Source organism: Paenibacillus polymyxa (assembly GCF_015710975.1).
Lineage (GTDB): Bacteria > Bacillota > Bacilli > Paenibacillales > Paenibacillaceae > Paenibacillus > Paenibacillus polymyxa.
Map to the genome: position 1 here is coordinate 2,410,873 of NZ_CP049783.1, position 21,401 is coordinate 2,432,273.

A 21,401-nucleotide genomic window follows, 5' to 3' on the forward strand; every position below is an offset into this window, starting at 1 on the left:
ACAGGTCATTTTTCCGAATTTACTGGGCTTTGTACTCATTGTTCGACCCAAATTCCTTGGGTTTACAACATTCGTTGTGCACATTGTGGACGTCCGACGTCTTGTCCAGATTGCGTCAGGCCCGACCGATTAGTGCGTTATTATGTATGTAATCGGAGTGCAACCAGTTATACGCCGATGATGAAAGAATGGATTGGACAGTTTAAATACCGCGGCAATGAAAAGTTTGGCCCCCTGCTGGGCGAAATCATGAACCGTGCCTATCAGGCGATGAGACATGAGTTTGCAGGTCATAAATGTAATCGTTTCAAGCAATCTTTGTGGGATGTAGATATAGTGACCTGTGTCCCGGTAAGTGAAAAGAGGCTGACAGAGCGTGGCTTTAATCAGGCTGAAATTTTGGCAGAAGAGATTGCAAAGCGAAATAAGCTCCCCTTTCTACCTTTACTTGTTCGCCCGCAAGATACAGGGAAGCAAAGCTTTAAATCAAAAAATGAACGCATGAATACAATGAATAATGCATTTTCTGTTCACCCCAATATGATGAATTTGATGAAATCCTTTACTTTAAAAGCTGAATCTCGACGTGCTACGGAGGAGTGCACGCACTCCGTTACAATTTTGCTTGTAGATGATATTTATACAACGGGGAGTACATTGCAGGCGTGTGCACGTGTTTTGAGAGAAAAGGCATTAGAACGAGGAGTACATTTGGCTATCTTTTGCCTGACTCTAGCGAGATCATGAGTCTAAATTTCTATTATATTCCATAATTTTATGCTTGAAACTATGAAAAAAAGGTTATAATTCTTTTGAAAGAAGGATTAAATGATAGAGTATAAGCCTTTTAATCCGTACAATCAGCAGAATTTGACAACAAGCTAGAGAGAGGTATATAATAAAAATATAGAGACGAACAAAAAGTTAGGAAGTGAGGGATGAAATCAGAATATTTCAATTTAGAGGTTGATTTTTTTGGAAAAGAGGAGTACAATTTCTATCTGTTGATAGCTAACATGATTGGTAATAAGTGATTAGCTAACGACAAAAGAGCGGACATTGGGAGTGTCTCGCTCAGTAGTAAAGCAGTTAATTAAAATTTAAAGCTAAAAAGAGGAGAGAACAAAATCATGAAAAATGTAATGAAAAAAGTAGCAGTTTCTAGCATGTTGGCAGTTAGCTTAGGTGCAGTATCTTTGTTGAGTCCACTTGCAACAGGTCAAGTATTGGCAAAATCTGGTTCGGATTACGAAAAACAACAATTGGAAGACCAAATCATGAGAGAACAACAAGAAGCTGCACAAAAAGCATTTGAAGCTAAGTTCTTTAAAACTGAAACTACTGAGAACACAACAACTACAACACCTGCTCAATCGACAACAGAGAACAACAACCAAACAACAAGTACCAAACCAGCAACAACTACAACTGAAGCACCAGCAACAACTGTAAAAACAATCACTGTAAATGTTCAAGAAGGTGACACACTGGCTTCTATTGCTGAAAAATACGGTGTAACTGTCGAAGAACTGGTTAAAATCAACAACCTGGTTAAAGTTGGCCAAGAACTGCAAGTGCCACAAACAAACACAAATAAATAATTAACATTATAAACTGTTTTATAAAATGTATTTATTAAACCAAGCGTTTGACTATAGTATACGGGAAGGCCTCTATTAAAACAATGCTTTTTTGAATAATTATTTGTAAATTGCTTGTTTTTTTGGGCTGCAAATTTCCAATGGTACGTCTAGCTTAATTTCAGATAGCTTATAAGTTGAAATGATGTTAGGTGTATGAGATTTATGAATACCCACACTCCATGTGCGGAGCATTCGTATGGACGCCGATCCCCCGGATTTATAGTATTTTCTTGATTGTGTTCGGGGCACAGGTGAACATGAATTCTTCTGAGGATTGTTTCGCCCGGTTTTTCCCTCATTTTATTTCTACATTTTAACCATATTCATATATAGCTGTTTAATGATAATGAAGCGCTATTCCCGAGAATAACTGGAATGGCGCTTATTTTATTTTTTTCTCTAAAGTACGGAGTAATGTTTGACGATAAATACTCACATGTAATAGGCTGGATTAGAAGGGCTTATTTGCCTCTGCATTTTATGTTGTTGCATATTAATGTACATAGAAATGGGAGGATTTTTGTCCGTTGAATCTTCCCCTATTATAACTTTTACTATGATAACGTACGAAATGTGGAGTTGTGTTAAATCTAAAAAACTTTTTTTGAAATATTTGATAGACGGGGCTCTTCGCTATAAGGTAATGTAAGGATAAAAGCAATTAAAAGACCGGAAATTGGAAAGGGGCGCTACAGAGGATGAACTTGGATAACTGTCCTCGCTGTGGAAAGCTGTTTATTATGAATGTTAGGGGAATCTGTCAGAACTGTATTAAAGAAATTGAGGTTGAATACGAACAGTGTGTCAAACATATACGTGAGAATAAAGGTATTCATATGCATGAACTTTCGGAAGCTACAGGTGTCTCTGTTAAACAGATCACGACATTTATACGTGAGGGACGTATTTCCATTGCTAATGCGCCCAATATGACGTATCCTTGCGAGGTATGCGGGATACCGATTCGTGAAGGGCATATGTGCGATTCTTGTCGAACACGTCTGACTAAAGACCTGAATCAGGCCATACGCGAAAGTAGTAATCAGGATCAAAGCAATAATATGGGCTCAGGTACCTACAGCGCGATTGATAAACTTCGCGGAAACTAGTACAGGGGAATTAAATACGCATTCAGCTATTCAAAAAGTTTCAAATACCGCCGATAATCTTTATAGAGCTTATCGGTTTTTTTATTTTAGCAACCATGCACGAAATAAAGAAGTAAGGCATAATACGAACCATGTTCGACGCTATGTCGTCTGATACATTCTGACCATATCAAATAACTAAGGAAGGTGGAAGTTATGAAAATTAACGAGACCAACCGCATTGGAGCTATTAATCCATATCAGCGAAATATTGAAACAGGACGCCAGGAAGAGCTTAAGAAGTCCCGCCGTAAGGACGAGGTTTCCATTTCTCCAGAAGCGATGGAAATGCTGAACCGCAGCAGTGATGCAGACCGCGTTAAGAAAATTCAGGAGCTTAAGCAGCAAGTAGCTTCTGGAACCTATCGTGTGGATGCCGATAAAATTGCAGAGAAGCTATTACCTTTCTTTAAGCAGTCTTCCGAAAGCTAGGTGAAGGAATATGCCTTTAGAGCGTTTGATGGATGTGCTGGAGCATCTTAGAGAGGCGCACGAGCAGTTGATTGCATTAGGAACTCAGAAAAAAGAAGCACTGATATCAAATAAGGTTGAGCAACTCATACAAGTCATGAATCAGGAATCGAAGATGTCCAGACACATTGAACAGCTGGATGAACAACGCCTGCAGGCAGCGTATGAATTTTTGCAGGAACGTGGTATTAAATCCAAGTTGAATCTTAATATTACAGAGTTGTCTCGTCTTGTGTTCGATGTAGAAGATAAGCAGCGCCTCCTTCAAATTCAAAAAAATCTTGCAGATACGCTTGGAGAATTGAAAAAATTAAATGAGTTGAATCAACAGCTCATAAAACAGGCGCTTTCCTATATTGATTTTTCCATTGAGAGTATGTCATATTATGCGGAATCTGAAGCGGTTTATCAGCGTCCAGCTGACAAAAGCACATCAGCTGTACGGGCGGGACTATTTGATACACGCGCCTAATTGAAGGAGGAAAATATGGTCTCAACATTTCATGGTATAGAAACAGCAAAAAGAAGCTTGAATACACAAACGGCGGCATTAAATACAACTGGACACAATATCTCAAATGCCAACACAGCGGGTTACTCCAGACAAGTGGTTAGTATGAAGGCTTCAGAATCTATGGAAGCTTATGGTTTGAACCGTTCTGTTGTACGAGGTCAAATGGGCACAGGGGTAGAATTCACTGCTATTGAGCGTGTTCGTCAGACGTTTTTAGATGACCAATATCGTAATGAAAACTCCTCTTTAGGTGGATGGAGTATCCGCTACGATACTTTGAATAAGCTCGAGACGATTATGAATGAGCCTTCTGACACAGGTATGCGAAAAGTAATGGACAATTTTTGGAATGCTTGGTCGGATTTAAGCCAAGATCCTCAGGACGTAACTAACCGTAAGATTGTTAAAGAAACTACGTTGGCTTTAACGGATGCCTTGAATCAAACAAGTAAGCAGCTTGATGCGCTGGAGACAGATTTAACTAGTAATATTACTTTAAAAACAACAGAAATGAATTCTCTTCTGCAATCTGTAGCAGATTTAAACGGCAATATTACCAAGTTGGAGTCTTTAGGGGATAATCCAAATGATTTAAGAGACCAGCGAGATTATGCGATTGATAAGTTGTCTAAACTAGCTAACGTGCAAGTTACCCAATTAGATAACGGATATCAAGTAACGGTAGCCGGACAAATGGTTGTAACTGGTAGCGAACTTACTCCAGTAACTGCAGACGGCCTTCAGGCTGCTTTTACAGGTGGCACCTTGACTGGCGGCGAAGTTTACGGAATGGTATTGTCACGTGACAGATATGTTGCGGATTACAAAAATCAGATGAATCAATTGGCGAATACACTGGCTAATGGAAATATTGAAGTGACCCTTCCTAAAGGTACTGTGCTTCCTGAAGGAACGGTGTTGAATACAGGACCGAATAATACAGCGGTTACCTACTCTAATGCAAATAATAACCGGACTTTAACAAGCGATTTGAAAGTTACCGTCCAAGGGATCAATGGCCTTCATCAGTTGGGTTATACAATTAGTGGCACAACTCCTACTAAAGGGGATGCCTTTTTCACCTCTAAAGATGGTGCTGCGATTACAGCAGGGAATATTACGCTAAATCCTGACATACAAAGTGACCCTAATAAAATCGCAACTTCTCTTCGGGTAGATGGCACGGGAACGACCGATGAGAAAGTGATACTCGGAAACAATGCTTTAGCTATGGCTATGGCCAACCTAAAAAATGTGAAATTTGATTTTGGAGCAGCTTTATCCAGTCCAACATCAGTGGATGACTATTTTAGCTCTATTGCTGGACAGCTTGGGGTTCAGACTCAGGAAGCGGAACGTCAATCACAGAACGCACAGCTCCTGACGGAGCAAGTAGATTTGAGTAGACAATCTGTCAGCGGGGTGTCTCTGGATGAGGAAATGTCCAATCTGATCAAGTTTCAGCATGCCTATAGTGCATCTTCGCGTTTCATGACAACGTTCGATCAGCTGTTGGATAAGCTGATTAATAGTACAGGCCGTGTAGGCCTCTAAACGTATTCTTATTAGTAGGAGGTAGCGTATGGCGATTCGAGTAACCTCGGGGATGATGAGCATGCAGACGCTCAATAACCTGAATCATAACTACAGCAATATGAATAAAATGGAAAACCAGATTACAACTGGACGTAAGCTCAATAAACCTTCAGATGATCCTGTAGGTGTAACTTATGCCCTTCGCTATAGATCTGAGTTAGCTTCTAATGAGCAATACTCCAGTAATGCAGATGCAGCTGTGAGTTGGTTGGATTTTACGGATTCAACTATGCAGCAAGCTGGAGATGTGATGAAACGTCTAAAAGAGCTGACAGTTCAAGCTTCAAGTGGTACTGTTCCTCAATCAGGGTTGGATGCAATTAAGCTGGAGGTCGATCAGCTTAAGGAGCAAATGACCAATATTGGGAATAGCCAAATCCGTGGTAAGTATATTTTTAATGGTCAAAAGTATGATCAGGCACCTTATGAGCTTACGAGTACCATTACTAGTTATGACCAAATTGACCCAGATCAAGGTGCTGTAAATTATGCTATAGGAGATCAATCCACATTTCGGGTCAATACTAGCGGAAGTGAGTTTTTTGGGGCTTCAGCGGAAGCTGATAATGTTTTTAAAGTTATGGATAATTTGAGTGCAGCCTTGGCTAGTGGAAACCAAACGGCGATATCAAGTCAGCTCACAGGTATTGAATCCCGTTACACCAAAATGCAGTCCAGTTTATCAGAAGTTGGAGCGCGCACAAATCGTGTGGAGTTAGTGCAATCGCGTCTGGATGATCGTAATTTAAATTTAACAAATTTGCAGTCTAAGACAGAGGATGCGGATATAGCAAGTCTGATGATTCAAGCGACTTCTGCTCAGACTATATATGAAGCTGCTTTGAAATCATCGGCTCAGATCATGCAGCCATCTCTTATGGATTTTTTGAGATAAAATTTCGTTTTCTTTGACATTTTGAAGCTATGGACCAAGGTCTGTAGCTTTTTTATTAGAACTCTAGGAGGATGAGATATGGACCAAAAGCATGTAATAAATGGAAAAGAACAATATAAGGAAGAATCGATTTTTACTTTCCCGAAAGGCATACCTGGTTTTGAGCATTTACGTGATTTTAAGCTACAGGAACATAACGAGTTGTTCAGTATTTTTAGTGCTGTAGAAGAGGACGGTATTTCATTTATAACAATCAATCCTTTTGATTTTGTACATGATTACGAGTTTGAGTTGTCTAATGATGCTCTTGCAGATATTGATGTAACAGTCCGAGAACAGATTGCAGTTCGTTGTATTGTAACTTGGCATAGTAATAGAGATAAAATAACGGTCAACTTAATTGCCCCTATCATTTTTAATACGGAAAATTTAAAAGGTAAGCAGATTATTCTGCAAAATTCGGAGTATACGACCAGACATGCATTGTGGCCAGATGTAGAATTGGAAGAGCAAGGCGGTGAATCCTGATGCTGGTATTGTCCCGCAAGAAAGGCGAGTCTATCGTTATTCAGAATAATATTGTATTAACGGTGCTTTCCGTTGAAGGAGACAACGTCAAAATTGGAATATCTGCTCCTAAGGATATAGATATTTACCGAAAAGAAATTTTCGACGCAATTCAGGACAATAATCAAAGCGCTGTAATGGATCTTAAAACAATTCAAACTGCAATATTGAATATGGACGGTAACCGCATCGAGTAGGAATCTATCTTTTTCGATATAGAAAAGCTGACCCAAGCGAGGGCCAGCTTTTTTTTGGTTTTTTTATGTTGTTAAAACTAGCAGAGTTTTAGTTAATCTTCAATCTGTTTTACTAAGTTATCTTATTTGGTAAGCGAAATGATAGAGACTGTTAATATCTGAGTTAAGTAGTTTACCGCCACTGTAAAAGTCGATTGGGATAATATCAAAATAATGCGTGCTGACGCCGTTATAGAAAGAATACTTCCCTGCAGCCGAGGTCAAACCACTTACTGGGATCGTAAAGTATCCTTGTTCATTGGTTGTTCCGCTTGCTGTAAATACCTTATTGTTTATTGTCACAATAATTCTTGTGGTGACAATAGCATTTGCTACAGGACTGCCTTGGGCATCAAACGCTCTGCCGCTAATGGTGATGTTATTTTTTATTCTCCATTTTTGGCCGTAACCGTAGTTCATAAAACCATATACTCCACCGTCTGTTGTAATGTTGGAGGTTATCACCCGTGCAACATCAGCATTTTGATAACTTACTGTCAAAGTATACGGAGTGGTGAGATCAAACTTGGATGGTGCAATAACACGGATATAATATTCCCCTGCGGATAACTTTATTTGTGCGGTTGTGTTCTGGCTAAGATATCCGAGACTTGTTAAATTAGCGTCATATAGGTCCAGTCGGTATTCGCCGTAAGCTGAGGTGTTGTTGAGGTTGAGACGGACGGTGCTATCAGAGGGAACATTAATCTTACTCCAATCCTCATCAAGGATATTGTCGATCGTTTGGCTACTGCTAAAGGTGGCTGATCCCCTGTCTTTAGCAAACCAAGGATTGTCATCTGGTTCACTACTGTCATAGCTGTCGGATTGAATAGAGTGAACGGTAAAGGGCTGAGTTATATTAAATCCCTTATAGGATTGGACAAGTATGAAATAATAGCCAGTTCCTGCAACATAGCTAGCTTGTTCATATTGACCAGCTCCCTTTGTCGAATATGAGACTTTGTTTAGCGTTCCTGTGCTTTCATCAAGCTTGTATAGATGAAGATCGTAATCGGTGGTTGTTGATGCCCCTGGATTTAGAAATACAGTCAGCTTATTGGGAGTCTCAACACGTGTGAAAAACCAGCGGCTTTCACCCTCCGCAGTAATATAACCCTGCGAGGAATTACCTGATTTAATAAAGATTGCCCCATCGGGTGTAGTATTATAAACATCATATGTGACTGCGGAGACGGAAAATTTATTGTTAGACGAAGTATCTGGTAATGTATTTAACTTTGGAGATTTTAAAATGATGTCCTCTTTAGTGATTGAAAGTGATTTGGATCGGATTGGCGTTGTATGTAGATCGCTTAAAAGTGTGTTTGAGCCTTTCTTAACTATGTAATTAAGAAATTGTGTTGGCAATTGAATAGGTTTGGCTTGAGAAGAACCCGCAAGCGCCAGATTAGAAGATGCTGAGAACCAACCTATCGTAAGAACCAAAATGGATAGCAAACGAATAGTTTTCCGAAGCATAATTGAAACACTCCTTAATTAGTATATTTTTTATCACAAGCTTAATATAAGCTAGAGTTCAATATATGTCAATTATTGGTTTAAATTAAATTATTTACGTTTATCATGTTGTTTTCCAAAAAAGATTTTTTTGAAAATTTTGAAATGCTATAAACAATACAGTGGTAGGTGTCGATATATAATTTAGAGCGGTAATTCTTCAGGGCGGCCGACCTGTGAAGACGCTCATACCACAAGGACGTGGGAAGTAAACCATTTCAGGGAGGAAATTTAAAATGATTATCAACCACAATATTCCTGCATTAAACACTCACCGTAACATGGGTATGAATAATGCTGCAGCAAGCAAAAACATGGAGAAACTGTCTTCCGGTCTGCGTATCAACCGCGCTGCTGATGACGCTGCTGGTCTCTCTATCTCCGAAAAAATGCGCGGACAAATCCGTGGTTTGGAACAATCCCAACGTAACGTTCAAGATGGTATTTCTTTTGCACAAACTGCTGAGGGTGCAATGAACGAAGTATCCTCCATGCTTTCTCGTATGAAAGAATTGAACGTTCAAAAGCTGAACGGAACATACTCTACTAGTGATAAGAGCAACATCAACATGGAGCTTAACGCACTAGGATCGCAAATCGATAGCATCATGAAAAACACAACATTCAACGGAATCAAAATCACTTCTAACGTAAAAGTACAAGCTGACGATAAAGCCTTCACGATTACAGTTAGTGGTGTTGCTACAACAGGATTCACTGGTCTGAAATCTTCTTCCACATTGACAAATGTAAGTGATGCTATTGAAAAAGTAGCTACACAACGTGCTAAATTGGGTGCTGTTCAAAACCGCTTGGAATATACCTCCAACAACCTGGGTACTACAGTTGAGAACCTGACAGCTTCCGAATCCCGTATTCGTGATACTGACATGGCTAAGGAAATGGTTACTTTGTCCAAAAACAACATCTTGCTGCAAGCTTCCCAATCTATGCTGGCACAAGCAAACTCTGCGCCACAAGGCGTACTGTCCCTGCTTCGTTAAAATTTTGGAAAGCAAACGAATTATTAAAGGCTCTGCATTTTGCAGAGCCTTTTTTGTTTTTTATATGATTTTTCATAAATATTCTAAATCATTAACCGATATATAGAGTAGGACATCTAATAGGGATAGAAAAGATACATTGTTCGGTATACCATTTTAAGAGTGAGGGGTTATGTTATGGAACCGTTGATACCCGCTAATGCAGGAAGTATAACACCGATTCATCTCTCTTCTGGAACTAAAAAGGAGGACACGGCTGTTGACCCTTCGAAAACCTCTGAAGAGGCGGTACAATCTGCAATTCCTGTAAAGGCACAGCAAACGCACGAGCAAACCATCCAACAATTGCAAAAAGCAATTGATGCAATTCAGGGTCCTCAAAAGACGTTGGAAATATCTGTACACGAAAAAACTCACGCCATTATGATTAAAGTTTTAAACAAGGAAACGGGAGACCTCATTCGAGAGGTCCCGCCAGAAAAAATTTTGGATTTGGCAGCGAGAATGATGGAAATTACCGGGATTATTGTCGATAAAAAGGTATAGGGAGGAAAATTTATGGTTACGAGAATAAGTGGTTTGGCATCTGGTATGGATATAGATTCAATGGTTAAAAAGTTGATGACAGCAGAGAGCGCTCCTCTCGACAAGTTGAATCAACAGAAACAACTAATGGAATGGAAGCGTGAAAACTATCGGGAAACTAGTGTGAAACTAGTTAGTTTTACACAAGATAAACTATCTAAACTTAGCTTGAGTAGTGCAATCAGTGCTCAGAAGGCCAATGTTACTGGAAATACGAGTGCGGTTAGTGCAAAAGTATCTTCGTCGGCCAGTGGAGTATTAGATGTAAAGGTAACTTCGCTGGCAACAGCATCAAGCGCTACTTCTTTTGCAGCTATCGAACTCAATGGTTCTGCTCCTGCACCGACCGATTGGGGAACTGTTAAGCTACAGGATATTAAAGATTCGGGAATCTCAGGAACCACTCCAATAACAGTCAAAATTGGTTCAGGAGACTCGGAAGCATCAATAGAGATTGATCCTGTCAATGAAACGCTTGATTCCTTTGTACAAAAAATCAATTCAAATAAGCAAGCTGGTGTAAGTGCAATTTATGACTCGGCTACAGGTAAGATTTCTCTAACAAGTAAAACGACTGGAGCCAAAGATATTGCGCTTAATGGAGCAATATTTTCGGCTTTAAAGCTGGGGAGTACTATAACAGGAGGCGAAGATGCCAAGCTCACTGTAAATGGTTTGGATATCACAAGGTCTTCCAATACTTTTGCGATGAATGGTGTTGAACTTACGCTTAATAATGCCAGTGGGAGTACTTCAACACGCATTGAGGTAGTCAAAGATACGGATAAGCTGGTTGAAACGGTTCAAGGGTTTGTTGACGCGTATAATGATGTTCTCTCTACGTTAAATAACAAAGTTAGTGAAGAACGTTACAAAAAATACGCCCCTTTAACAACTGACCAAAAAAAGGATATGAGTGATGATGAAATCACACTTTGGACTAACAAAGCCAAAAGCGGCATGCTTAAAAACGACAGCATTTTGCAGAGCGCAGCAGCGGATATGCGTAGTGCAATGGTTCAAAAAGTTACACTGGACGACGGTACAACAATTAGTCTTGCCGAGCTTGGTATAACAACAGGTACGTATCAGTCAAAAGGAAAACTTATTTTAGATACAGATAAGCTGAAAGCTGCTTTAGATAAAGATCCTGATATTGTGACCAACTTTTTCGGTAAGCAGGATTCTGCTACAGCACAAAGTAATAAATATACAGATCAAGATGGAATTTTCACACGTATGAAAAAAATATCCAATACTGCGCTGCAAAAGTTAGCTGATAAGGCAGGAACCTCAAAGGTAAGCACTGATCTTAGTGCTTCATTCATTATCAGCAGCACGATGGGACAAGAGCTAACGAGTATTGATAGAAGAATAACTGATATGACAGCCCGATTGAATATGATCGAAACGAACTACTACAAGAAGTTTACATCCATGGAGACGGCAATTAATAAATATAATAGTACTTCTTCTAGTTTGTCCAGTTTTAGATAAATAAGGAGGTCATACATTTGATTCAATCCCCTTACCAGAAGTACCAGCAGGCTCAAGCCCAGACTGCCTCCAAGCCTAAACTTCTGATTATGCTGTATGATGGGGCAATCCGATTTACTCGGGCAGGTATAGACGGGATTTTAGATAAAGATTTCGGGAAAGCGAACTATAATCTTTGTAAATCACAAGCTATCATTCATGAGCTAATATCTGCCTTGAATTTTGACTACCCAATTTCGCAGGACTTGTTAAGAATTTATGAATATATGTTGCATTGTCTGATTGAGTCTAATGTTCATAAAGATGTATCGAAGGCTCGGGAAGTAGAGGAACATCTAACAGATCTTAGAGAGGCTTGGGTTGAAATAAGCAAACTGCCAAGCTCGGTCACAGGTAGTTGATGGATAATAACAGTATTCAAGACCTTATTCAGGTACTGAAGGAAATGACGATAGAGACGACTAACCGAATTTCGATCATAGAAGAGGAAGAATTGGTTTCTTTTGTTGAACGTCGACAGGAAATTGTGCATGCAATGGAGAAATACCGTAATTTTCTTACTGAAGAAGATAAACAAGAAATTGGATACATCTTAGATATGGATGAACCTATATTGGATCGCATGAATAAGTTAAAAGATGAAGCGGGAAGTTGGATGGAGAAAAAAGGGAACATACGAATTCAACAAAATGCTTACCAGCGTGCTTATTCAGTTGATAGTCTTTTCATAGACCACAGGAAATAAGCGGTTTTATAATCTCTCTCAGAAATTACTGGGAGAGACTTTTTTTGTTTGAAGGTTCACTCCTTCATGTTACAGTCCGATATACTAATTAAGAAGAATCATTATGAATGGTGGTATGGTCTTGACAATTTTATCATTAAATCTAACTGCTATACAGAATCGTTTTCCAAACGTTACTAGTTCAATGCTCTCACTTGAGCCAACTAGAGCCCAGGTTCACAAGACTTATAATGAACCTATAGAAAAAGATCATATTTGGCTGGAGGCAGTCCAGCAGTCGGTAGGAAATATAGAATGTGTATTTGTTTATGGATTTGGTCAGGGGCTTGGCATTGCTGATATCCTTGAAATGTACCCTGATCGGTTGCTCTTTGTATATGAGCCGGACGAATACCAGTTTCTAAACTCAATTAGTAGCTATGATATGCGGAGTATTTTAGAGCATCCCAATTTATACTGGCTAGCTATTGGTGATTCCCAATTGAATTCACTGTTTTATATGGCATCTGTCCACATGCAGCGTGAGCTAGCATTCGTTGCGCTCCGTCATTATCTTGAGGCTGAGATGGATGGTTTACGTGATGTTAAAGAAAGATTGGAAGAATACAATCACACCTATGAATCGAACCAACGCACGCATCATCTTTTTCGACAGGACTGGATTCGTAATAGTATGTATCAGATGGCAGGAATGCTCTCCTCACCCTCTATTGATGATTTGAAATTTTCTTTTCCCGGCAGCACGGCCTTTATTATTGCTTCAGGTCCGTCACTTCAGCAAGATATTGAGTGGGTTAAGCGTGTCCAACCTCATGCTCTTGTTATCGCGGCAGGCTCCAGTATTCAAGCACTAGTTAAACAGGGAATACAGCCTCATTTAGCGGTCACGCTGGATGGTGGTATTATCAATGATAAGGTATTTTCCCAGCCAGAAACATTAGAAGCACCCTTATTGTATGGTTCTACTTCTTATTTTGGGATTACAGATCGCAAGCAAAAAGACACCGTTCATTTTGTGTTGAGCAATGACTCTATCTCACAGTATTATTTAGGAATTGATCGGGCACAGATTGCTATAACGGCAACACCAACGGTTGTAGGCTCAGCTATACAAGCGGCTGTATGGTTGGGGGCACGACGTGTTGTACTGATGGGACAGGATTTATCCTTCCCAGGCAATAAGTTCTACGCTGATGGAGTAGGACATATTGAAGCATCCCACAATGCATCAATTGTAGAGAAAGCACCGAGACAGGTATTGAACGTACATGGTGAATACAATGCTACAAATGAAAGCTTCTTGTTTATGAAAGACGCATTAGAGAATCTGTTTGCAGCTTTATCCAATATTGAATTTATTAATACGACTCGTAATGGGGCCGCGTTAGAGGGAACGGTTTGGAAGCCGATTGAAGAAGTATACGATATGATTGCCGAGGAACATATTGAGCACGATGCAATAGCTAATATCCAACGTAATCAACCATTTACTATAAATGAAAATCGTATCAAAGAGGTTAAAGGGAAAATCGAGAATACACTCAATGATTTCACTCGATTCAGGGAAGAATTGGAAGTTATGTTGAAGTCGATTCAAAATATTAGAGAATGGAGCCGAACGAAGCCGCTCAAATGTCATAATGCGATTGTCGAAATTGAACAACGCTGGACCAGCATTGTAAGTAGAGATTGGTTTGTTCCTATTATAGAAACCGTACTCCCACTGGAAATTGGTCTGTTTGACCAGCAGCAGCCCTTGATCGCCATAGAGCAAAATCTCCTCCGCAAAGCCGATATGATACATGAACATTTAGGGAAGCTGGCGAATGAGATAGTGGGTAAAATCTCAATGCTTGAAGAGTTGTTTGTAGAATCGATTCGCAGAATAGATGATATAAAGAGTTAAAGGAAAAGGGACGTGTTCAACATGCAGAAGGAAACCTACAAAGGTAAGAAAATACTAATTACAGGTGGAACGGGCACAATAGGGCGCCAACTGGTACAGAGACTTTTGAAAGACGAGCCGAGTGTGATTCGTATTTTTAGCCGTGATGAGCATAAGCAGTATGAAATGAATATTGATTTTCAGGCCCATTCTAATCAACTGCGATTTCTGATCGGTGATGTGAGGGATCAGCAAAGATTGATGAGGGCAATGGAGGATATTGATTATGTATTTCATTTAGCTGCTATGAAACACGTTCCTTCATGTGAGTATAATCCATTTGAGGCTGTACAAACCAATGTAATAGGCACGCAGAATGTCATACAAGCGGCGTTAGTGAATGGCGTGAAAAAGGTCCTTTTCACAAGCACGGATAAGGCTATTTCTCCAACCAACACATATGGTGCAACGAAGCTAACGGCAGAGCGTCTAATTTCAGCCTCTGAATATCAAAAGGGTTCTAAGTCTACTATATTTTCTTCGGTACGATTTGGGAATGTAATGGGTTCACGGGGGTCCGTTATTCCGTTATTCAAAAAACAAATTTTGGGAAATGGTGAAATTACTATTACGGATCCGGAAATGTTGAGATATATGATGACTCCTTCCCAGGCGATTGAGCTAATCTTACAGGCAAATGAGGTCGCACAAGGTGGTGAGGTCTTTGTTCTAAAGATGCCAGTGGTACGAATTGCAGACTTAGCGGAGGCGCTCATAGAAACGGTTTCAAAAAAATACAAACTAAATGATGAAGTAGTTATTAAATATATCGGTCTCCGTCCTGGAGAAAAACGTTATGAAGAGTTAATGACTTTAGATGAACAGCTAGTCGCATTGGAATCGGAAAATATGTTTATCATTCCACCTTCTTTTCAAGGAAAGCCCCAATCTTTAGAAAGAAATATTACTGAGTTAGAAATGAATCCTATTAGTAAAAAGGTTGTTATTGATTGGTTATATGATGAAAGTCTTATATAAGAATATAGCAGAAAGTATGGGGACTTATGAATATTGTAGCTATCATTCAAGCTAGAATGGGATCTACTCGCCTACCAGGAAAAGTTAATTTGAATTTACTGGGTGTAACAGTACTTGAGCGGGTTGTAAAAAGAATAAAAAAAGTAAAACAAATTAGTAAAGTTGTAGTAGCAACTACTGATTTAATGATAGATGAAACTATAGTAAATCTGGCTCGTAAAGCAGGGGTTGAAGTATATCGTGGTAGTGAAAGTGATGTGTTAGAACGCTATTATAAAGCGGCTGTCACATATAATGCGGATGTGATCATTCGTATTACTTCAGATTGTCCTGTCATAGATCCTATGATTATTGATCAGCTAATCAAAAAATACATCACTGGCTCTTATGACTACGTCAGCAATACCATTGAGCGTTCTTACCCAAGAGGGTTAGATGCAGAAGTGTTTTCTTTTGCTTCTCTAGAAAAAGCACATCTGGAGGCGAAGAGTACAGAGCAAAGAGAACATGTAACACCCTATATTTACCAAAATGCAGATCGATTCTCTTTGCTAAGTGTTACTTATCCGAATGATTTCTCTAATTATCGCTGGACTTTGGACACAACTGAAGATTGGGAGCTAATTCAGCAGATATATACCTATTTTAAGGATAGGGATAGCTTTGGTTGGCAGGATGTTATGGAACTAATGGAGACTCGCCCAGAAATTGCACTTATTAACTCACACATAGAGCAGAAGAAGCTCAAGGGGGAATAATGAAATTTTTGATTAGAGCGGATGCCTCTGTTGAAATCGGTACAGGACATGTGATGCGTTGTTTAGCTTTAGCAAAAGCACTGATCAGTTCAGGAAAAGAAGTGGTTTTTGTTTTTCAACAAATGCCTGATCACTTAGTTGGAAAAATTAAACAGATAGGTTGCATTTCGTTTTATTTAAACAGCGAATATCCGGTTGGATCAATTGAGGATGCTGTGTATGTAAGCTCAAAAATCAATAATGCTTTTCATAATGGTTTTGATTGGATGATTATTGATCATTATAAAATTGATGAAATATGGGAAAGTAGAATGTATCGAATTGCTAATAAACTTTTAGTAATTGATGATTTAGCTGATCGGAGGCATATTTGCAATATCCTTCTAGACCAAAATTTATATGAATCTTCTGATTCAAGATATAGTAAGTTAACAAATAATGCCAAACAATTGATAGGACCAAGTTATGCACTGCTAAGAGATGAATTTCAGCTGGAACGTCAGAACGTTAAAGCAAGAAGTGGCCCCATTCGAAGGGTATTGGTCACTTTTGGAGGGACTGATCCTACTAATGAGACGTTGAAGTCTCTGTATGCGTTGAAGAAAGAAGGGTTATTAGATAGCAACCTGGATTTTGAAATACTAGTCGGCCAATCATATGCTCATCTCAATGAATTGAGAAAAGTTGTCGATTCAAAAAAAAGTTTGAGTCTGCATGTTCAAACTAATTCTGTTGCAGCTATTATGAAAAAAGCTGATTTAGCCATTTGTTCTGGGGGAACCTTGACTTGGGAACGATATTGTATGGGCCTTCCGGGTTTGGTTATAGCGGTTGCTGAAAATCAGATTCATAATGCTATTATGGGAGAAAAGTTAGGGATAGACAAATTCTTGGGTTTTTACTCCGATGTTTATGATCTTGATATTGTTAACAATTTAAAGGATTATGAAGGTGACTTAGAGAACAATAGCCTAACAGCGTTCAAGATTGTTGACGGTAAAGGTGTAGAAAAAGTAATCAGGAACTTGAAGACTACTATTTAAATAAGTGGGGATCATATGGAACTTCGAAGCGCGGCCCTGAATGATTCGATCTTCATTTTTAATTTGAGGAATGATTTAGACACTAGAAAAAACTCGTTTGTCACGGACGAAATTCCCTATGAAGAGCATAAAAATTGGTTTGAAAAGTCATTAGGCATCAAAACAAGGAAAATACTCATAGCTTATGAAAATAAAGTATTAGTAGGAGTAGTTAGATTAGACTTAAAGAGTGACAATGAAGCGGTAATTAGCATAAGCATTGATCCAAGTCTTAGACAAAAGGGATATGCTAATAAAATACTATGCGAAATTGAAAGTTATACAACTTCTTGGAATAATGAAATAAAGGTTCTGACTGCTCTTATAAAGCCAAGCAATATTGCTTCAATTAAATTGTTTAGTAAAAGGGGTTATGCTGTCGTTTCGGAGAATAAGGAAGAAATAATAATGTGTAAAGAGCTTAGGGGGAAATATCTTGACTGAATTTAAAATAATGAATAGGGAAATAAGCGCAAATACACGTCCCTTCATCATTGCAGAAATGTCAGGAAATCATAATCAATCATTAGAACGTGCCTTGCGTATTGTGGAAGCAGCGGCAGGTGCGGGGGTAGATGCTCTAAAGATACAAACCTACACTGCTGAAACTATGACTCTTAATATAAATTCAGGAGAATTTTTTATTAAGGATGAGGACAGTCTGTGGGAAGGAAAGAGCCTATATAATCTGTATCAAGAAGCATACACTCCATGGGAATGGCATGAACCTATTTTTAATAGATGCAATGAGCTAGGGATTATAGGGTTCAGTACTCCCTTTGATGCTACAGCGGTGGATTTTTTAGAATCACTCAATGTTCCTGCGTATAAAATAGCTTCTTTTGAAAATACGGATATTCCATTAATTAAAAAGGTAGCCTCTACAGGGAAACCTGTCATCATCTCTACTGGAATGGCTACTATATCAGAATTAGAAGAAGCTGTTCAAGCAGTGAGAGAAACAGGGAATAATCAAATTGTATTGTTAAAATGCACTAGTACGTATCCAGCATCACCTGAAAACACGAATATACGCACGATTCCTCATTTAAAGGATTTATTCAACACCCAAGTAGGATTGTCTGATCACACTATGGGAGTAGGAGTTGCTGTTTCTAGTGTTGCATTAGGTGCCACTGTAATTGAAAAGCATTTTACTTTGTCTAGAGCTGATGGGGGAGTAGATTCCACGTTCTCGTTGGAACCGGAAGAAATGAAGTCATTAGTTATTGAGACTGAAAGAGCATGGCAATCTCTTGGAGGAATATCATATGGAGCGACAGATGCAGAAAAAGCTTCTCTTCAATTCCGAAGATCCTTATATATTTCTAAAGATATGCAAGTAGGGGATATTCTTACGGAGGAAAATGTTAGGGCTATACGCCCGGGCTATGGTCTTCCACCGAAGTATATAGATCAAATATTAGGAAAAACCGTTCGCAAGAATGTATTAAAAGGGACGCCTATCAGCTGGGATATCTTATGAATTAAAAAATAAAGGAGATAAAATATGAACATTTTACTTACTGGTGGCGCTGGTTTCATTGGGCGTTGGGTTGCCAAGCGTCTACTGGAGGATGGGCATCAGCTTTGGATTGTAGATGATTTGTCGAATGGACGCGAGGAAAATTTGTCGGAATTAGTCGAACATAGCGGCTTCAAGGAGTTTATTAAGGGGAGCATTTTGGACGAAGCGCTGTTGGAACAGTTGTTCGAAGAATATAAATTTGGAGTTTGTTACCATCTGGGAGCTTCGATAAATGTACAGGATTCTATTGACGATCCACGCACTACTTTTAATAACGATACTTTAGGAACCTTCGCAATTTTGGAGCAATGCCGCAAGCATCAGACCAAGTTAGTTTTTATGAGCACCTGCATGGTATATGATCGCTGTAGTGACGATAAAGGTATTAATGAACTGCATCCTACCAAACCTGCTTCTCCTTATGCAGGAGCGAAGGTAGCTGCTGAGAATATGGTACTTTCCTATTATTTTGCTTACGGGTTACCGACAGTGGTTATTCGACCGTTTAATACGTATGGCCCTTTTCAAAAGACAGGCGGTGAAGGTGGGGTAGTCGCAATCTTCATTAAAAACCACTTGGAAGGTAAAGAACTTAACATCTATGGGGAAGGCACACAAACCCGTGATCTTCTGTATGTCGAGGACTGTGCTCGCTTTGTTGTAGAGGCGGGCTTTAGCGATCGCGTTAATGGTCAGATTGTCAATGCAGGACTGGGGCAGGATATTACTGTGAATGATTTGGCTTTGCTGATTAGCGGTGATTCGTCACGTATCAAGCATATAGAGCATATCCATCCGCAAAGTGAAATTCAAAAGCTGCTGTGTAACTCAACGAAGGCGAAGGAGTTACTTGGTTGGGAACCACGTATTAGTTTGGAAGAAGGTATTCAGCGAACTACAAGATGGATTCGTGAGAGTGGCATGATCTAGTTTGTTTCAAGTATAGAGGGGGTTAACAGGATGTCCGATGATTTTTTGTCAGGACCTGTGCGTGATACGCTGCTGCCCTATGGACAGCAATGGATTGATGATGAGGATATTCAAGCTGTTGTGGGGGTACTCCGTAGTGGTTTTATTACTCAGGGGCCTGCGATTCAGCAGTTTGAAAACAAGGTTGCTGAGTATGTAGGAGCCAAGTATGCGGTGGCGTTCACTAACGGAACTGCCGCACTGCATGGAGCATGCTTTGCTGCAGGAATCGGACAAGGTGATGAGGTCATCACAACACCACTTACGTTCCTAGCTAGTAGTAACTGTGTGCTATACCAAGGTGGAACACCGGTGTTTGCAGACATTAATATGAATACCTACAACATTGATGCGGAACGGATTGCTGAGCGGATTACTGAGCATACCCGGGCGGTTATAGCCGTCGACTTTACGGGTCAGCCAGCTGAGCTTGATAAGATATCGATGTTATGCCGGGATCATGGGCTGGTGTTAATTGAGGATGCTGCTCACTCTTTGGGAGCAGATTACCAAGGTAACAAAGTAGGTTCATGGGCGGATATGACTATGTTTAGTTTCCATCCGGTCAAGCATATTACGACAGGCGAGGGCGGCATCATTACGACGAATTCTGAGGAATTTTATCGAAAATTGTTGCTATTCCGTAGTCACGGTATGACACGAGATCCACAGGAATTGACAAAAAACGACGGCCCTTGGTATTACGAAATGCAGGAACTGGGATATAACTATCGTATGACAGATATCCAGGCTGCATTAGGTCATTCCCAAATGGACAGGCTGGATACATTTGTAGATAAACGTCGCACAATCGCTCGGGCGTATAATGAAGCTTTGAGTGAGTTGACAGGGATTGTTCTTCCTGAACAACTTGCGGGGGCCCACTCCAGCTGGCACTTGTACGTTATCCGTTGGCAACCTGAGCATTTTAAAGTAGATCGGAAAACAATATTTGAGGCACTGCGTTCTGAAAATATTGGTGTAAATGTGCATTACATTCCTGTTTATCTACAACCTTATTACCAACGCCTGGGATATGAGGAAGGACTGTGCCCGAACGCTGAGGAGTATTATCGGACAGCAGTAACCCTTCCCCTTTTTCCTAAGATGACAGATAAGGATGTACAGGATGTAATCCGGGCGATTCGTAAGATATGGACCAAGTATACAAGGTGAGCTACTGAAAAATGTAACAAAGTGAATTGATATATAAGATGCAGTGGTTTTCTCCGTGAGTAAGTCGATTTGTCAGAGAAATTTATTTTAATTTTTTGATTCAAATTAATTTTTTTAGGGTAAAGGAGCTGAGAAGCTCCTTTATTTTTTGCCTTTACTCCCCCTTGACTAAATCAATACCGAACCCTAATTTGTGGTAAAAAAATGTATGAAAACATTATCAATTCCAATTGACAATGGATAACTTTGGGTGGTATAGTCAAAAATGTGGGCGAGAGCTTCACTTCATTTGATGACGAAGGGAATGTTAGTGCATGCAAGGTAAAGTAAAATGGTTTAACGCAGAAAAAGGTTATGGTTTCATCGAAACGGCTGACGGCGGCGACGTATTTGTACATTTTTCCGCAATTCAAACAGAAGGTTTCAAAACACTTGAAGAAGGACAAGACGTGGAGTTCGACATCGTCGAAGGCGCACGTGGACCACAAGCCGCTAACGTAACCAAATTATAATCATCCCCGGCATAGCCGACCTACATAATTG

24 protein-coding genes are annotated in these 21,401 nt (G+C 39.6%); 23 read left to right on the forward strand and 1 reads right to left on the reverse strand.

All coding sequences use genetic code 11. The features are described from left to right. The first annotated feature begins 177 nt into the window (after nt 1-177). From G7035_RS10855 to csrA, 9 genes are all read left to right on the forward strand, one after another. Complete coding sequence (locus G7035_RS10855) at nt 178-747, forward strand: ComF family protein (protein ID WP_019688800.1); 570 nt, start codon at nt 178-180, stop codon at nt 745-747. Between the two features lie 383 nt (nt 748-1,130). Then, nucleotides 1,131-1,601, forward strand: a complete 471-nt coding sequence (locus G7035_RS10860; RefSeq protein ID WP_019688799.1) for a LysM peptidoglycan-binding domain-containing protein — start codon at nt 1,131-1,133, stop codon at nt 1,599-1,601. Nucleotides 1,602-2,341: 740 nt separating this feature from the next. After that, nucleotides 2,342-2,752: a TIGR03826 family flagellar region protein gene (locus tag G7035_RS10865; RefSeq protein WP_019688798.1), complete on the forward strand. Its 411-nt coding sequence runs from the start codon at nt 2,342-2,344 to the stop codon at nt 2,750-2,752. 195 nt (nt 2,753-2,947) lie between these two features. Continuing rightward, nucleotides 2,948-3,223, forward strand: a complete 276-nt coding sequence (gene flgM / locus G7035_RS10870) for a flagellar biosynthesis anti-sigma factor FlgM (RefSeq protein WP_016822917.1) — start codon at nt 2,948-2,950, stop codon at nt 3,221-3,223. Between the two features lie 10 nt (nt 3,224-3,233). Next, the gene (locus G7035_RS10875) at nt 3,234-3,734 is read left to right on the forward strand and encodes a flagellar protein FlgN (protein ID WP_019688797.1); all 501 of its coding nucleotides are present in this window, start codon (nt 3,234-3,236) and stop codon (nt 3,732-3,734) included. 15 nt (nt 3,735-3,749) lie between these two features. Then, nucleotides 3,750-5,330, forward strand: a complete 1,581-nt coding sequence (gene flgK / locus G7035_RS10880; protein ID WP_019688796.1) for a flagellar hook-associated protein FlgK — start codon at nt 3,750-3,752, stop codon at nt 5,328-5,330. 28 nt (nt 5,331-5,358) lie between these two features. Further along, the gene (gene flgL, locus G7035_RS10885) at nt 5,359-6,267 is read left to right on the forward strand and encodes a flagellar hook-associated protein FlgL (protein WP_019688795.1); all 909 of its coding nucleotides are present in this window, start codon (nt 5,359-5,361) and stop codon (nt 6,265-6,267) included. A 78-nt stretch (nt 6,268-6,345) separates the two neighbouring features. Next, nucleotides 6,346-6,795 carry a flagellar assembly protein FliW gene (gene fliW / locus G7035_RS10890; RefSeq protein WP_019688794.1) on the forward strand — a complete coding sequence of 150 codons (450 nt, stop codon included), beginning with the start codon at nt 6,346-6,348 and terminating at the stop codon, nt 6,793-6,795. Next, entirely contained in the window at nt 6,795-7,031 is a 237-nt protein-coding gene (csrA, locus tag G7035_RS10895) for a carbon storage regulator CsrA (RefSeq protein WP_019688793.1), read from the forward strand. The genes fliW and csrA overlap by 1 nt, the downstream gene beginning before the upstream one ends. A 117-nt stretch (nt 7,032-7,148) precedes the next feature. On the opposite strand, the gene G7035_RS10900 is transcribed toward csrA, so the two are convergent. After that, nucleotides 7,149-8,552, reverse strand: coding sequence for a carboxypeptidase-like regulatory domain-containing protein (locus tag G7035_RS10900; RefSeq protein WP_019688792.1), 1,404 nt, complete (start codon nt 8,550-8,552; stop codon nt 7,149-7,151). A 275-nt stretch (nt 8,553-8,827) separates the two neighbouring features. On the opposite strand from G7035_RS10900, the gene G7035_RS10905 reads away from it, so the two are divergent. The 14 genes from G7035_RS10905 to G7035_RS10970 all read left to right on the forward strand — a co-directional run bounded on the left by G7035_RS10905 (nt 8,828) and on the right by G7035_RS10970 (nt 21,370). After that, nucleotides 8,828-9,595, forward strand: coding sequence for a flagellin N-terminal helical domain-containing protein (locus G7035_RS10905; RefSeq protein WP_019688791.1), 768 nt, complete (start codon nt 8,828-8,830; stop codon nt 9,593-9,595). Nucleotides 9,596-9,772: 177 nt separating this feature from the next. After that, on the forward strand, nt 9,773-10,141 hold the full coding sequence (locus tag G7035_RS10910) for a flagellar protein FlaG (protein ID WP_019688790.1): 369 nt from the start codon (nt 9,773-9,775) through the stop codon (nt 10,139-10,141). Nucleotides 10,142-10,153: 12 nt separating this feature from the next. After that, complete coding sequence (gene fliD / locus G7035_RS10915; RefSeq protein WP_019688789.1) at nt 10,154-11,677, forward strand: flagellar filament capping protein FliD; 1,524 nt, start codon at nt 10,154-10,156, stop codon at nt 11,675-11,677. 17 nt (nt 11,678-11,694) lie between these two features. Further along, nucleotides 11,695-12,078: a flagellar export chaperone FliS gene (fliS, locus tag G7035_RS10920; protein WP_019688788.1), complete on the forward strand. Its 384-nt coding sequence runs from the start codon at nt 11,695-11,697 to the stop codon at nt 12,076-12,078. Beyond that, on the forward strand, nt 12,078-12,422 hold the full coding sequence (locus G7035_RS10925; RefSeq protein ID WP_019688787.1) for a hypothetical protein: 345 nt from the start codon (nt 12,078-12,080) through the stop codon (nt 12,420-12,422). Before fliS ends, G7035_RS10925 begins: the two co-directional genes overlap by 1 nt. Nucleotides 12,423-12,537: 115 nt before the next feature. Next, nucleotides 12,538-14,328 (forward strand): motility associated factor glycosyltransferase family protein, encoded by a 1,791-nt coding sequence (locus G7035_RS10930; RefSeq protein ID WP_230877458.1) that lies wholly within the window; start codon nt 12,538-12,540, stop codon nt 14,326-14,328. 21 nt (nt 14,329-14,349) lie between these two features. Next, on the forward strand, nt 14,350-15,345 hold the full coding sequence (locus tag G7035_RS10935) for a UDP-N-acetylglucosamine 4,6-dehydratase family protein (RefSeq protein WP_019688785.1): 996 nt from the start codon (nt 14,350-14,352) through the stop codon (nt 15,343-15,345). Between the two features lie 26 nt (nt 15,346-15,371). Further along, nucleotides 15,372-16,103 (forward strand): cytidylyltransferase domain-containing protein, encoded by a 732-nt coding sequence (locus G7035_RS10940; RefSeq protein WP_019688784.1) that lies wholly within the window; start codon nt 15,372-15,374, stop codon nt 16,101-16,103. Beyond that, nucleotides 16,103-17,146 (forward strand): UDP-2,4-diacetamido-2,4,6-trideoxy-beta-L-altropyranose hydrolase, encoded by a 1,044-nt coding sequence (gene pseG / locus G7035_RS10945; protein WP_019688783.1) that lies wholly within the window; start codon nt 16,103-16,105, stop codon nt 17,144-17,146. The genes G7035_RS10940 and pseG overlap by 1 nt, the downstream gene beginning before the upstream one ends. Before the next feature lie 15 nt (nt 17,147-17,161). Next, nucleotides 17,162-17,629, forward strand: coding sequence for a GNAT family N-acetyltransferase (locus G7035_RS10950; RefSeq protein ID WP_019688782.1), 468 nt, complete (start codon nt 17,162-17,164; stop codon nt 17,627-17,629). A gap of 10 nt (nt 17,630-17,639) precedes the next feature. Next, entirely contained in the window at nt 17,640-18,671 is a 1,032-nt protein-coding gene (pseI, locus tag G7035_RS10955) for a pseudaminic acid synthase (protein WP_080561212.1), read from the forward strand. A 24-nt stretch (nt 18,672-18,695) separates the two neighbouring features. Continuing rightward, on the forward strand, nt 18,696-19,643 hold the full coding sequence (locus G7035_RS10960; protein ID WP_019688780.1) for a dTDP-glucose 4,6-dehydratase: 948 nt from the start codon (nt 18,696-18,698) through the stop codon (nt 19,641-19,643). Between the two features lie 30 nt (nt 19,644-19,673). Next, the gene (pseC, locus tag G7035_RS10965) at nt 19,674-20,858 is read left to right on the forward strand and encodes a UDP-4-amino-4,6-dideoxy-N-acetyl-beta-L-altrosamine transaminase (protein WP_019688779.1); all 1,185 of its coding nucleotides are present in this window, start codon (nt 19,674-19,676) and stop codon (nt 20,856-20,858) included. Between the two features lie 314 nt (nt 20,859-21,172). Continuing rightward, nucleotides 21,173-21,370 (forward strand): cold shock domain-containing protein, encoded by a 198-nt coding sequence (locus G7035_RS10970; RefSeq protein ID WP_013373372.1) that lies wholly within the window; start codon nt 21,173-21,175, stop codon nt 21,368-21,370. Nucleotides 21,371-21,401 lie beyond the last annotated feature (31 nt).